A 14232-nucleotide genomic window follows, 5' to 3' on the forward strand; every position below is an offset into this window, starting at 1 on the left:
ATCCAAGTAGCCTTTTCTTGTCATCCCAGTACTTGATACTGGGACCCGCGATACTACTTTAGTAATAAATATTTAAGAAGTTTACTAAACAAAAAAAAGCAAAAAAAACCTCGAGTAGCTAGTTATTTACTATCTATCTTATAACATTGGCGTTTTTGATGTCTTAAACGACTTATAAGCGCGTTTGAGCTTGTATAGGTAAAAAAACAGAAGTTTTAAAAAGACATGCAGTGCACATAGTGCAAAAAATTAAACATGAGATGCCAAATATGCTAAGTTTTTTGTCATTTAATCTGCACAGACTGAAGATAAATAATAGCTTCAGTCTCATTGAAATGGTAACTGCGAAGGGTGTCAAGTAGTTTTTTCGCACATGCTAAAACTAGTTTGATATGCGAGAGGTCTACTTTCAGAAATTTGTTTATTTAGATAATATTTAGTCTATACTTTATTTTGATCAAAAAAATCTTATGTATAAGACTTTAATTACGTGTTTTATTCTTCTGATTTGTTCCTTTACGCAATTGTATGCGAATGATGATGCTCATCTCGAAAAAAGCGAAACTGAGCTATATGAGGAGGCTGTTAAGCTTTTTGACCAGAAAAAATATAAACAAGCCATCAGAGCATTTCAAAAAATTGAAGATTTGTATCACTTTTCTTATTGGGCGATGAAAGCAAAATTATTATCTGGTATTTCTCACTACAATACTGGCAACTACAGCAGTGCTGCAAGTGATATGGACGATTATATACAGATTTATTCAAATGGTGAAGACTTACCGTATATGTACTATCTAAGGGTGTTGTCTTATTATATGCAAATCAATAAAGTACAACTCGGGCAACAAACTGCATATAAAGCTTTAGAGCTAGCCGCTGAGTACATCAATCTCTTTCCAAACAGTGAACATACAGACGAGATAAAGGAAAAAGTAAAGCTAGTCACAGAACATATATTAGCAAAAGAATATTCTATCGGTAGGTTCTACTTAAGGCGTGGTGAATATCTAGCAGCAATTAAGCGTTTTCAAAATGTAATAAGCAATAAGGATTCTAGCTATTTTTCTAGATCTGTTAACTATCTAATAGCAGCCCACTTAGCTCTTGGTCTTGATCTGGAAGCTCAGCAGTATGAAAGTATGTTAGCAAAAAATCTTGATGGGAAAGACGAAGTTCCATGTGAAAGCAGCAAACTTAAAAATTCGCTTTAGTTTTCTCTATGCTTTGATATATAATTTAGGTTTTTAATTATTTGAATATGGCTGGTCATTCACAATTTTCAAATATAAAACACCGGAAAGGCGCTCAGGATGCAAAGCGCTCTCAAAAATTTACGAAGCTCATTAGAGAAATAACAGTTGCTGCAAAGCAAGGGCTGCCTGATCCTGAACTCAATCCACGTCTTCGTTCTGCTATATTTGCTGCACGTAAGGAAAATTTGCCAAAAGATAAAATAGAAACAGCAATAAAAAACGCAACTGGCAGTGTTGCAGAAGAAAATTATGAGGAAATACAATATGAGGGCTATGGCCCTTCTGGCACTGCACTTATTGTTCATGCTCTAACGAATAACCGCAACCGAACTGCTTCTGAGGTGCGTTATATATTCTCTCGCAAGGGTGGAAATTTGGTAGAAACAGGAAGTGTTAGTTACCTTTTCGATCATGTGGGCTTAATCGTCTATAAAGCAGAGGGTGTAAATTTTGAAGATTTGTTTGATTACGGAATAGAATTAGAAGTATTGAATGTTGAGGAAGATAGCAAAGAAGAATTGTACGTTATAACCTGTGAAGTAAAAGATTTTGGTAAAGTGCGTGATGCTTTTTATGCAAAATTTGGAGAGCCAGAACTTGCTCGTCTTTCATGGCAACCAAAGGACCTGATTGAAGTTAGCGATAAGGAATTAATTGATAAATTATCTGCGTTGCTTGAAGAGCTCGAAGATAATGATGATGTACAGTATGTTGAAGGTAATTTTACTTTTGCTGGTGATAATTTTGCCGCTTAAGTTATGAAACTAATCGTACTCATACTACTTTTTATTTTACCGCTGTACACCATTGAGGCATCCGCAGATATCACGGTATCATTCCAGCACGGGATCAGAAAAAAAAGTCATGGATTCAAGTAGTCAAGCTGTTATGATAAAAGAAAGCAACGTAGGAAACTTACTACATGACAAGAGGTTGTTATTCATATCTAGTAACATAAAATCTTCCTTTTTTGCTACAGGAGTTGAACAAGGTTTGGCGCAAAATACAGTGATGAGATTAATCGACATATATAAAGATTTTGGTGTAGACTTTAAAAAAGATATCGTGCAAGAGAGTAAATTGGAGGTTCTTTTTGAGAGATTGCCTAACAACCAGAAGACTGAAGAAAAAATTTTATACACCTCACTGACAACAAACAAAAAAGCTACTCGCTTATATCATTATAAGTCACAAAACGGTCAAGAAGGATATTTTGATAAAGGGGGAATAAGCCTAAAAGGTAGCAAAGCTTTTATAAATCCGTTAAATGGAGATTATCGTATATCTTCGAAATTTGGTAATAGAAAGCACCCTATTCGCGGTAAAGTTGTTTTTCACAAAGGAGTAGATTATGCAGCTAAATTTGGTACTTCTATATACGCTGCTGCAGAAGGTGTAATAGAATATATAGGAAATAACGGAGGATATGGTAGATACATCAAAGTAAAACATAAAAATGGGTATTCAACCTGCTACGCACATATGAGTAAATTTAATAGTGATGTGAAATTAGGCTCCAAAGTAAAGCAGGGACAGGTCATTGCTTATGTTGGTAGCACTGGTATTGCCACAGGACCCCATTTACATTACGAAGTTATATACAACGGCAAACACGTTGATCCGCTTACAATAGCACATAAAAACAAAGTGAAGTTACTTGATCACGAATTAAGGGAGTTTAAACTATTTGTAAATAAAATGGATAAAACGGTCAACAGGGAGAGTTCATGTGAAAAAGAAGTTTAAAGACAATATTGATAAGAATACGATAAATGATAGAAATTTAAGTCAACTCCGGGTTTTTCCTGTACTAATAGTGCTAGGATTAATTTTATCGGTACTTTTTGTAGCATATGATAGTACAATCGCACTTGGAATCGCTGCTATTTCAGTGTTGTTTTTTTTCTCAAGTGTTTTTCATCAATAACCCAAATGAAGCAAGGGTGATAGAATTTCTTGGTCATTATATTGGAACTTATTTTAAACCTGGGATGTTTATTACACTGCCGTTTTCAACAAAACATGCTGTTTCTCTGAAATTTCAAAATATCAATACAGAAAAAATAAAAGTGAATGATGCAAATGGAAGCCCAATAGAGATTTCAGTAGTGATTGTTTGGAGAGTAAGCAGCCCCGCAAAGGCATATTATAATGTGAATAATTATTATGAGTTTGTTTTCGTGCAAAGTGACTCGGTAATTAGAGAACTGGCAAGCAATTACCCGTACGACAGCGAAAGCGATGAGGAATCTTTACGTAAAAATTCTGATAAAATTTCAGGTGAATTGCGTTCAATGTTACAACAAAGACTGGATATTGCGGGAATTGAAGTTACAGAAGCAAGAATATCGCATTTAGCGTATTCTTCTGAGATTGCACAAGCAATGCTGAGGCGTCAACAAGCACATGCTATCACCTCTGCAAGAAAGCATATAGTGCAAAATGCAATAGGAATTATCGAAGAGGTAATAGCCCATTTTAAAAAGAATAAAAGCATACAATTGGACGGGAAGCAAAAGATTCAATTGATAAATAACCTACTAGTTGCCATTATTTCTGAACAAGATGCACAACCAACAATTAGCTTAGATAATAGTTAGTATAGAAGCTCAATGAAAAATTTACTTGACAACCTTCGCCATTACCATTTCAATGAGACTGAAGCTATTATTTATCTTCAGTCTGTGCAGATTAAATGACAAAAAACTTAGCATATTTGGCGTCTCATGTTTAATTTTTTGCACTATGTGTACTGCATGTCTTTATAAAACTTCTGTTTTTTTACCTATACAAGCTGAAACGCGCTTATAAGTCGTTTAAGACATCAAAAACGCCAATGTTATAAGGTAGCTAGTGAATAACTAGCTACTCGGGGTTTCTTTTGTCTTTTTTTCTTGTTTGATAAACTTCTTAAATATTTATTACTAAAGTAGTATCGCGGGTCCCAGTATCAAGTACTGGGATGACAAGAAAAGGCTACTTGGATAACAGGAGGCTAATATGGAAAACATAAACTTTCTAAAATTCATTGAGTTATGCTTTAAAACTGTGATGTCGGGATATGAGTATAACGACTATCAATATATGAAAATCATAGTAGACAGGCTGGAAGCGGCAAGTGCCAGTGAAGTGAGGCGCATAATATTCAATATGCCGCAGCGCTCGATGAAGTCCATGTGCATCAGTGTTGCATGGCCCGCGTGGATACTGGGCAATCAGCCAACTGCAAGGATAATAGTTGCAAGCTATTCTCAGCGGCTTAGCGAAAAGCACTAGCTCGATACAAGGTGTATAATGCAGTCTGGTTGGTGTAAGGAGTTATTTCCGGAGGTAGAACTATCCAAAGAGCAAAATACTAAATATAAGTTTCAAACATGGCAGAGAGGATACAGAATTGCAACATCTGTTGGAGGGACATTGACCGGTGAATGCGGTGATTTCATCATTGTGGATGATCTACTGAGCTCCACTCAAGCTTTGAGCGAAACGCTTAGAAAACGTGCTACAAACTGGTTTGACCAGACTTTAGTAAGCAGGCTCAACAATAGAAAAAAAGGAGTCATCGTTCTTGTGATGCACAGACTCCACCTGGAAGATTTGAACGGCCACCTTCTTTCCAAACCAAAAATCATATGGCACCATATTCGTTTACCAATGATATCTGAAAATAAGGAGGTTATCTATTCAGTTAAAAAGACAGCGCCTACTTTTTTTGTTCCGGTCATCCAAGTAACTAAAAATTGGCACACCAGCAATAAACGCTGGGTTCCAGGATCAGCTACTTACATAACACCACCTGCAAGGATATACTCAAGAGAAGAAGATAAGTTGCTATACCCCATAGATGGAGGAAAAGAAGAAGTTGAGATCATAAAGGCTGAACTTGGGAGTTACGCTTTTGCTGCTCAATATCAACAAAACCCTCTACCGCTTTCAAGTAGTATAATCAAACTAGAGTGCCTGAAGCGCTATAGAAATTTTCCTGATGATCTCTCGCATGTAACCCAAAGCTGGGACACTGCGGTTTCAACAAGCAACTCTAGCAACTTCAGCGTCTGCACCACTTGGGCAAAAGCAAGCAATGAGTTTTATTTACTCGATGTATATCGTGCAAAACTCGAGTACTCAAAGCTTAAAGAGCAAGTTCTGTCACTGGCTGCAAGATGGACACCACACGCAATTTTGATCGAAGCCAAAACGAGTGGTCAACAATTGGTGCAAGAGCTAAAAGCAAGCAGTGATTTGCCAATCATTGAAATAGTACCACATGATGACAAACTTGCCCGATTCCACCAGATTGTTCCTATTATAGAGTCTGGAAAAGTTTTTCTGCCGCACCAGGCGATATGGCTCAATGATTTTGAGTATGAGATTTTAATGTCTCCAGAAGCACATTACAATGACCAAGTCGACAGCACCGTGCAATACCTACAGTGGATAAGAGAAAGCACCTCCAGAGTCGCAGCTATACGCACATTGTGATTTAAGAGCAATCTCCACCAGGAAGGATGCCATTCAGGTATCGGTACTTGGATAACACAGGGGTGTCATTCCAGTCCTCTAGATTCAAATATAAAACTTTCCGCCACAAGTTATTTCCCATTCTTCTTTAAATTTTTTTAGATGTGCCTTTTTTTTGCATTCTAAAAGTAGCTCTTCCACACTTTTGTTGTAGCTCTCGGTAGTGATTCTTCCTTGATGATGCACAAATCTCAAGTAAATTAAGTAAGTGTTAATTACGTCTGTTTCGCAATACTCTCGAATCTCTTGCATTTTGCCGCTATCGTATAAACCCATAACTTGCGACCCATCAACCCCAATTTTACCAGGAAGATTAAGCGCTGCACAAACTTCGTTCATTTTTACTCTCGCGGAGGCTACAAAATCAGAGAGGGATTCAAGTAAATCGCAATGCCAATCACTACTGTATCTTTGATTATAGCTATTCCACTTATCACCAGCTTTATGAAAATATTCTGCTTGAATGCCATGAACCATAGCACGGTACTTCAACACTGGTATATCAAAAGTGCGCCCATTAAATGAGACTAACCTTGGTCTTTTTTCTGACATATAATTGAAAAATCCCTTCACTAGCTCTTTTTCACTAGAATTTAGTGTACCGCCAGACCTAATTTCCTGTAGTGTGAACACCTCATAACCATTTCTGCAGCTTATATTGCAGAGTAAAAAACTGATAACTACAATTTGGTGGAAAGGCTGACGAAGAAAAGGGTTTTGTCCGTTTGTTATCTCGAGGTGATACTTTGTTAACGCGTCTCTTTTCTCTTCTACACTACTATCATCACAAATATTGAGTAAATTTTTGCAGGAGTTTATATCTGGTATAGTTTCAATATCAAATACCAATAAAGAACTAAGCATCGCTTATATACTCCTCGGGACGGTCAGTCCAATGCCGCACTTTCACGAATAAAAACAGGTGAACTTTACACTCGAATAACTTCTCCAGCTCAACACGTGCCTCGATGCCAATTTTTTTAATATTACTGCCATCTTTTCCTAGTACTATTTTCTTATGGCTATCCCTCAGCACAAATATGACATGTTTTATGATTAAACTCTTATCTTTTTTCTCCTGAATTTGTTCAGTTATGACAGCTATAGAATATGGCAATTCTTCACGCAAATTCAAGAATAATTTTTCCCTCGTAATTTCCGCTGATAAAAAACTCGTTGAGGAATCGGTTATTTGATCTTCTCTATAAAACCAAGGACCCGCTTGTGCAACTTCAGATAAATAACTTATCAAATCAGAAAGTCCATCACTCTTTAATGCGGATATTGTGAAAATTCTTTCAAACCTATAAAGTAAATTCAGATGTCCATACGCCATCTTTAACTCAGGTTTTTTTATCAGATCAATCTTATTGATAACCAAAATGCATCTGCCTTTTGTGCGTTGCAGCCGCGCAAATATAGCTTTGATTCTCTCTATATTTTTTAAATAATTGCTCACATCAACCAGCAACAAAGTAATGTCATCACCCTTGATTGCTGACCATGCAGATTTGACTAGAGTTTTCTCAAGTTTCGTTTCTGCCGAAAATATCCCCGGAGAATCAGTAAAAATAATTTGTGTGTCATCACGTATTGCAATACCCCTTATTTGCGTCCTCGTTGTCTGCACTTTGGGAGTAACAATTGCAATCTTCTTACCTACAATGCTGTTAATCAGCGTAGACTTCCCAGCATTTGGTAACCCGGCTATGGTGACAAATAAGCATTTTTGTTCTTTCACAAAGGGGATTGTAAAGAAAACTGGATTCTAGTGTCAAGCTACTTAAATGACATCTACCACATCATTAGATCTCTTACATAACCTGCTTTTGAAATTTCTTACCATAATGCAAGAAATCTATCACCATTAAGATAAGCGTTATTTTCATTTTTTACTTTTTTGAAAATAATATATACTATAAAAATATGGTGTGCTGGAGTTGAATGAATGGATATTAAAGAATCACCATCAGGTAAGGCTATTAATGCACCCGCTGTTTATCAGGCATTTATACCTAATCCCTTACCACCAAAATTTGAATGGGACAATGATTTAGTCAAAAGCCTTTCCAGAGCAGATCATATTTTGGGTATGTTATCAAGAGAAGTAGCTAAATTGCCTAATCTTCATCTTCTCATGCGACCCTTTATAGCACGTGAAGCAGTCCTTTCAAGTAGAATCGAGGGGACTCAAGCAACTCTCGGTGAAATTTTGGCTCAAGAAGTATGTGCTAATGTAGATCGCAACCCCGATGATTTACAAGAAGTACGCAATTATATAGCATCGCTCGAGTATGGACTCAAACGTTTACAGTCCCTTCCACTGTCGCTTCAGTTGATTAAAGAAATTCACAGGATGCTAATGCAAGGTGTAAGAGGCTATCACGCAACTCCAGGAGAATTTCGTCGCGTGCAGAACTGGATTAGAGTTCCATGGTGTACAATAAACTCAGCAAAATATGTGCCACCAACACCAGGTGAGTTGATGGATTGCCTGTATTCTTTTGAAAAGTTCCTACATGACAGGACACTACCCCCACTCATACACATAGCTTTATGCCATTATCAATTTGAGGCAATTCACCCGTTCTTGGACGGCAATGGGCGTATTGGACGTCTACTCATAACATTACTACTTATCGAGAGAAAGTTATTATCATCGCCTTTGTTATATCTAAGCGCATTTTTCGAAGCTACGCAAAGTGAATATTATACACAACTTTACAATATAAGCAGCAAAGGTACGTGGCATGATTGGTTCTCTTATTTCTTAAATGGTGTAGCGTTGAAATCGTTGGACGTATTATCGAGGGCAGAACAAATTAACAATTTAATTACAGGTTGGCAAAGTTCTAAAACCAAGGAGTTGCGAGCGATATTATAAGATATCTAGCTGTAAACCCTTACTTTACTATAAAGAGAATAGTTGAAAATTTAGATGTTGCATTCACAACAGCCCAAAGGGCAGTCATGAAACTTGAAGATTTAGGCATTGTTTCACAAACTTCTGAGGGAAAGAGAGATCGGGTTTACTGTGCAACTGATATTTTGAAGATTTTAGAAGAGCCACTACCTACACCTAACACGTGTCTCGGTGATTATGATATCTAATTTTTGATCGTGTTCTTCTACTGGCAGATTTTTGCAATATTGTTTTTCATAAGCTACACCTATAAATATTTTGCCAAGTGGCCGCAGTTCTTTTATTACCGCATCATACCAACCACCACCAAAACCCAATCTATTAAGATGATCATCAAAAGCAATAACTGGAGTGATAATCGTGTCGGGGATTATATTTTTACCTATTTTGTTCCATTTCTTAAACCTCAGTGGCTTGGTTTCATCAGGAATTGCCACTTTATAGCCTAAATTGAGCAAATTATGCATCAAAGGTATAACATTTATCTCTCCATCAATTGGATTGTAAGCTGCAATTGTTTTGCCTTTAATGTAACTTAAGTTCTGATTGAAGAGATTAACAAGGGAATTTGCTGCGTAGCTCTCATCAATATTTTTTCTTATAACCCTATATTGCTCTCTTATTTCCTTTTTTTGTTGCTTAATATCTTTGAACATGGTCTATCCATTTTGTAGTGAGTTTTTCCTGTAAACTATTTTGTTTCAAGCGCTCACTCAAAAAATCAAAGTCAACAAGCTCCATATCCTGGTCTTGATTGCTGCAACTATATACATAATTCTCTTCTCCTGTTCTCGTATTTATATGCCGCTGCACGCACTGAGCGCAGATTTCTTTCATCATACATTGCATAGGCGAATTGATCGATGATATTGCCATGTGGCCCGATTTCAAATATGGCCTTAAGATTGTTTTTCTCGCTTCATTTACGGCCTTCATCATTTTATCAGAACCGATAGTAATAATTTTATCTATAGCATCTAAATTAATCGTGGTATCGCCCAATATTCCCCTTTGATAAGAGATTATTGCATCAACTATATTCCCATGAAAGGATTTGTCTTGATCCCTGTTTGTTTTTATTAATCCTTCTTTGCATGCCCAAACTACCGCACTTGATGCACGCTCTATCAGTGCTTGTTTAAATACATCATTTAATTTCCTATAGCCAGCAAAGTATAAAACCTTATTGTTATTTTCAAGACAGGCCTTTCCTATTGAAAACAATACTGCATTTCCAACTCCACCACCAATTAGCATTATGTTTTTCATGTCTTTGTTCTTGCATGCATATGACACGGAAAAGGGGGGATTCGAACCCCCGACATATTTTCATATGTGCACGCTTTCCAAGCGTGTGCTTTAGACCACTCAGCCACCTTTCCACATTACTTATAATATTAAAAATTGTGCTGCTGAGCAAGTTTAACTATGAAAACCAGGTACACAGGGTTCACCGCGAAAATTTACAGTATTGTGGAATTTGTTTTTACAAGTTGAAAATGTTTTATCGCAACCTGCGAGTATCGAATACTTATCCCCAGCAGAAATTTGGTATGGAGGTGAAGTAAACAATGTAACTACTTTATTTTTGTGTTCCTTCACTATACCTTCAAATGCTTCTGGGCTAAAGAATTTTACTACCTCATGCTTATAATACCCATCGCTCTCAATTAGATTAGTGTCTTCGAATCTTCTTTCGTCTATTACTTTAGTAATTGTGCTTATTTTACTGAACTTTTTAGCATCTGCTTTACACCTACCATCGCAAAATTGTGCTCTGCATACAGGGGAATATAATTCTGCTATGCTCCTCTCAAGCTTTGTCGCAAGCCCTCTAGTTTCAACAACAAATCTCCCGTTATTTAAAGTTACTTTACCGAAAGTTCCCAAGTGCAGATTCATCGTTCCATGGCTCAAATCCTTATAATTCACAAGAAATACTTCAATGTTTGCGAAGTCATACTTTCCAAACAAGACATCTTCTTCTTTAATGTCATCGCTATTTAATATTCCCTCAATTTCTAGGTTATCAGTCTTTAAGTCGCTGTTTAATATTATGCTACTAGCTGTAAATCCACTTGAAGATTTGTAGAGTATATTATCAATATTTAAATCCTCATCATAATCAGTAAATCCCATTACTTTTCCACCCGCAAGATTTAATTTCCAGCATGTAGTAATTGTAAGTAACTCTCCAGCTAAATAGTTTTTTAACGTGGTTTGCATAAAAACCTCCTATTTAATTGATTGAATTTGAAAACGGCCAATAGATAAGGTATCATTCCAGTATCTGAGCACAGGGATGACATCCTCCTAGTAGAAAATGTTCGTACAGTTGTACATCACACACTGGAATGACACCATATATTGATTTGATCAACAAACAAACACTTAGCTTCAACAGACAAGACATACACCACACTCAATTGTGGTGTATGTTAGCCAACTAGAAAGAAAACTTCACGCCAGTGAGGAAGAGAACTCCTTTGTTAGAAGGCGCTACTTTCTTACTATCATTTTGTATAATCTTATAACTATCAGCTTGCTTCTCATCAGTTATAAAGTAATGAAGGGCTGCATAAGGGACAAATTTGTTCTTACTGCAAGCAGGAGAGAGATCATACTGAACACCAAGTGCAACGTCATGAAGCTTATCTCCATCACTCATTTTACTACCAAAGTATGTTGAGCTCGTGTAGAAGCTCTCATATTGATAACCAGCACCTGCAGTCCAATACATGGTGTTTTTATCATCTCCATCAAACTTAGCCTTCAAGCCTATAATTCTTGTATAATCTAGATTATCCTGACTTGGATTTTGAGGAATCTTTTCGGGAATTTTCCCATAATCATCATTACCTTTTATTTTAATATCCTTTGGTTGACCAGATTTACTCAAATATGCAAAGGAGGCAGCAAGCTTCACGCCTTGATCTTCGTTGATCTTATAGTCAGCGCTTATACCCAAGTTAAGACCCATCAGGTCATTGTATTCCACAAATTCTTGATAAAGATGCTTATCTTTATTTGGTTCTTTTGCTTTACCATATTCACCAACCACAGAAGTTTTGACTTTTATGCTGTTTTTACTAAAGTCATATTCATATGATGCACCAGCACTTACTATGTGTTCATAGTCTGGGCCAACGTGTCTCATGCTATTATTTTCTTTTACAACAAACAAACTACTATCATAGCGAGGTGAGTAGCTCATACCAAATCTTGCACCCATATAATTTGGTGAGTAGTAAGCAATTCTAAACGGTAGTGTAGTCAGAACATCTTTGTTGTATTTTCCAGCCATGCGGAAAGAGAGCTTTTCACTTTCACTTGAGAAGCTTTCAGTGTAAAGACGTGGTGTTACATAAAATGGAAACGTTGCAGCGCTTCCTTCTAAGTTCACTTTTCTGAACCAGTCACTATCTGCAGCTCCATCAACAGTTGCAATTCTTGTTGCATCAAGTCTCATCAGAGCTTCAGGACCAAACTGGTAGCCAAGTTTCAGATCACCATATTTTGAATTCAAAAACACATGTGCACTTCTGCCTCTTGCCGCATTCACACCTTGTGAAGCTCCTTTGCCCTCTGTCACTGGAACGTGGAATTGCACATCAGCACCATAGAGAAGACCTAAATCTTCATTTTTGTTTTCAGCTCTTAAGTGTAATATTGCATCTGAAATCATGCCCATGTTTTCACTATAATCACCGATATTTCCTACCCCATGAGGAAATATTGGATTTGCTCCTCCTCTCTGATCCTCAATATTATTGTAATAACTTTCAGACCTGCCAGACATAACGTTATAAGGTTTATATTCCTCACCTCCTGGCCCTGCTTTACCATAACCTTGAGCGTCAACAACGCCACCGAAAGTGATTCTCAAGCCATTTGCCACTTGGTTGGTATCAATAATATCAACGCTGCCAACTGAGACAACAGGACTGGCTTTGCCTTTTTCCTCGATGTTTTTATTAACAGTTTCAGTCTCAATTTTAGCTTTCTGAGTTTTAGAACTCTTAGTTTTTAAACCCTCTATATTAGAGTTCTTAACATTGAGAGTTTTTGCTTTTTTCTCATTTGCTAGTTCTACCTCCTCTTTTCTCTTTTTCTCAGCTGCTAGCTTCAGTTCCTCTTTTTTCTTAAGCTCTTCAGCTTTCTTTTTTGGATCAGCATTACATATCCTGTCCATTTTCTCTTTTAGTTTTTTATTTGATGTCTCCATAACTTCCATTTTTCCAGAAGTTACTGCGCTCTCTTGCTTTTTTATACTTTCATCAGAAAAGTCAGCAGCAAAACCGCCGAAAGAACATAAAGTCAATAAAGAAGCTAGAGCAGTTCTAGTGTAGGTAGATTGTTTCATGAAGTGCCCCCAAAAAATTTCAAAATCATTATCTTAAACGTAAATAGTACAAAAATGTTGAAAGTTCAACTTAAAGCAATCTTATAGCTGAAACAAAAGTAAAATGCAACACATTAAGAACAACTTTTTTAATATCCCTAGCGCGCATATTAACTAAAACTTAGCATAGAGGTTTCCCTGTTGCCCGCATTATAGCTCTAATGCTCACTCTGCGGAAGTAAAAATTTTCCATGATAAAATAATAAATATAGCTAAGAATAAAAAGTTTCCGTTAAATACTTTAACGTTTATTAAAATATTAAAAATAACTATTGACAATAGTATAGATTTATAGTATAGTTAATTTATTTAATAAATATTGAGGTATTTTATATGAATTTTAGTTTCTTACGCAATTGGTTTGATACTACAAACGCCAGTGTAAGCGATGTGAGCTTAAAGCCAAATAATGTTAGACAGTCAAGCTCTCCCTTAACAGATAGTAATGAATATAGTATAGGCAATGAAGAAGATGATGAATTTGAGATCATTGAAGACTATGAATCCATAAATCTTCGTGATCCAAATCAAATACACTCTTTACCTGATCAGGCAAGCGAAAGTATTGTAGAAATTGCAGGATTCAATAAAGGGAAATTATTGGAGATGAGTAATTTCTGTAAGATAAGCTATGGTGATAGTGGCGAAAAATTAGGCTAAAAATACTTTAGAGCTTTAGCTTATGGTGGTAGTCTTTTTACCAAAAATGAAGAAGATTTTGCAATCCTTAAAAATGAAAAAATGTATAAAACTAGAGCTGAGCTTACTCGGGAAGGTTATAAAATTATTCCATTTGGAAACAGCTTCGAAGAAGATGCTGGTCATGTCTTCATAAGAGGTAAAGAAATAACAATAGCTTATCACGGTACTCGTTTTAAGCACGGCTGGTTTGGTTTAAATGATGTAATCACCGATTTGAATGCATCTTTCACGACCTCAGAACTTTTACCTGAAGGTGGAAGGATTCATCGTGGTTTCTATAACTCATTTATGGATTCATGGCCTAATCTTTATGGTATCTTAAAGTCTCATGCCGAAAAGCAAGGTCAGAAATTAAAGATTTTAAATTTAATCTCACAGGTCATAGTATGGGGGTGGGGGAGCCGTTGCTAAAATAGCTGCTTTATGTC

The 14232-nt window shown here is 36.5% G+C and carries 14 protein-coding genes, 1 tRNA gene and 1 pseudogene; 9 read left to right on the forward strand and 7 right to left on the reverse strand.

Going from position 1 to position 14232, the window contains the following annotated elements:
* Window positions 1–470 precede the first annotated feature (470 nt).
* The 6 genes and pseudogenes from AB6N09_RS02720 (at window position 471) to terL (ending at window position 5738) form a co-directional block, all read left to right on the forward strand.
* Window positions 471–1214, forward strand: a complete 744-nt coding sequence (locus tag AB6N09_RS02720; RefSeq protein ID WP_411131417.1) for an outer membrane protein assembly factor BamD — start codon at window positions 471–473, stop codon at window positions 1212–1214.
* Window positions 1215–1261: 47 nt separating this feature from the next.
* Complete coding sequence (locus AB6N09_RS02725) at window positions 1262–2011, forward strand: YebC/PmpR family DNA-binding transcriptional regulator (RefSeq protein WP_411131418.1); 750 nt, start codon at window positions 1262–1264, stop codon at window positions 2009–2011.
* 133 nt (window positions 2012–2144) lie between these two features.
* The gene (locus AB6N09_RS02730; protein ID WP_411131419.1) at window positions 2145–3002 is read left to right on the forward strand and encodes a M23 family metallopeptidase; all 858 of its coding nucleotides are present in this window, start codon (window positions 2145–2147) and stop codon (window positions 3000–3002) included.
* A 7-nt stretch (window positions 3003–3009) separates the two neighbouring features.
* Window positions 3010–3856, forward strand: a pseudogene (locus AB6N09_RS02735) (SPFH domain-containing protein).
* 400 nt (window positions 3857–4256) lie between these two features.
* Complete coding sequence (locus AB6N09_RS02740; RefSeq protein ID WP_411131420.1) at window positions 4257–4532, forward strand: hypothetical protein; 276 nt, start codon at window positions 4257–4259, stop codon at window positions 4530–4532.
* 18 nt (window positions 4533–4550) lie between these two features.
* Window positions 4551–5738 carry a phage terminase large subunit gene (gene terL, locus AB6N09_RS02745; protein ID WP_411131421.1) on the forward strand — a complete coding sequence of 396 codons (1188 nt, stop codon included), beginning with the start codon at window positions 4551–4553 and terminating at the stop codon, window positions 5736–5738.
* An 84-nt stretch (window positions 5739–5822) separates the two neighbouring features.
* Here terL and AB6N09_RS02750 read toward each other — a convergent pair whose 3' ends face one another.
* Both AB6N09_RS02750 and era read right to left on the reverse strand, forming a co-directional pair.
* Window positions 5823–6641, reverse strand: coding sequence for a 3'-5' exonuclease (locus AB6N09_RS02750; protein ID WP_411131422.1), 819 nt, complete (start codon window positions 6639–6641; stop codon window positions 5823–5825).
* The gene (gene era / locus AB6N09_RS02755) at window positions 6634–7518 is read right to left on the reverse strand and encodes a GTPase Era (RefSeq protein ID WP_411131423.1); all 885 of its coding nucleotides are present in this window, start codon (window positions 7516–7518) and stop codon (window positions 6634–6636) included. Before era ends, AB6N09_RS02750 begins: the two co-directional genes overlap by 8 nt.
* A gap of 207 nt (window positions 7519–7725) precedes the next feature.
* Between era and AB6N09_RS02760 the strand changes: the two genes are divergently transcribed.
* A complete protein-coding gene (locus tag AB6N09_RS02760) occupies window positions 7726–8661 on the forward strand; it encodes a Fic family protein (protein ID WP_411131424.1) in 936 nt (311 codons plus the stop codon).
* Window positions 8662–8846: 185 nt separating this feature from the next.
* Here AB6N09_RS02760 and AB6N09_RS02765 read toward each other — a convergent pair whose 3' ends face one another.
* From AB6N09_RS02765 to AB6N09_RS02785, 5 genes are all read right to left on the reverse strand, one after another.
* Window positions 8847–9356: a 5-formyltetrahydrofolate cyclo-ligase gene (locus AB6N09_RS02765; protein ID WP_411131425.1), complete on the reverse strand. Its 510-nt coding sequence runs from the start codon at window positions 9354–9356 to the stop codon at window positions 8847–8849.
* Entirely contained in the window at window positions 9340–9969 is a 630-nt protein-coding gene (locus AB6N09_RS02770) for a ferredoxin reductase domain-containing protein (protein ID WP_411131426.1), read from the reverse strand. The genes AB6N09_RS02765 and AB6N09_RS02770 overlap by 17 nt, the downstream gene beginning before the upstream one ends.
* Before the next feature lie 26 nt (window positions 9970–9995).
* Window positions 9996–10082, reverse strand: a tRNA-Ser gene (locus tag AB6N09_RS02775).
* Window positions 10083–10122: 40 nt separating this feature from the next.
* Window positions 10123–10926 carry a DUF2163 domain-containing protein gene (locus AB6N09_RS02780; protein WP_411131427.1) on the reverse strand — a complete coding sequence of 268 codons (804 nt, stop codon included), beginning with the start codon at window positions 10924–10926 and terminating at the stop codon, window positions 10123–10125.
* A 220-nt stretch (window positions 10927–11146) separates the two neighbouring features.
* Entirely contained in the window at window positions 11147–13063 is a 1917-nt protein-coding gene (locus AB6N09_RS02785) for a WD0745 family porin (RefSeq protein ID WP_411131428.1), read from the reverse strand.
* Window positions 13064–13435: 372 nt separating this feature from the next.
* Between AB6N09_RS02785 and AB6N09_RS02790 the strand changes: the two genes are divergently transcribed.
* Both AB6N09_RS02790 and AB6N09_RS02795 read left to right on the forward strand, forming a co-directional pair.
* Window positions 13436–13762, forward strand: coding sequence for a hypothetical protein (locus tag AB6N09_RS02790; protein ID WP_411131429.1), 327 nt, complete (start codon window positions 13436–13438; stop codon window positions 13760–13762).
* Between the two features lie 81 nt (window positions 13763–13843).
* Window positions 13844–14215 carry an alpha/beta hydrolase family protein gene (locus AB6N09_RS02795; RefSeq protein ID WP_411131430.1) on the forward strand — a complete coding sequence of 124 codons (372 nt, stop codon included), beginning with the start codon at window positions 13844–13846 and terminating at the stop codon, window positions 14213–14215.
* Window positions 14216–14232 lie beyond the last annotated feature (17 nt).

Source organism: Wolbachia endosymbiont of Tettigetta isshikii (assembly GCF_041154185.1).
GTDB lineage: Bacteria > Pseudomonadota > Alphaproteobacteria > Rickettsiales > Anaplasmataceae > Wolbachia.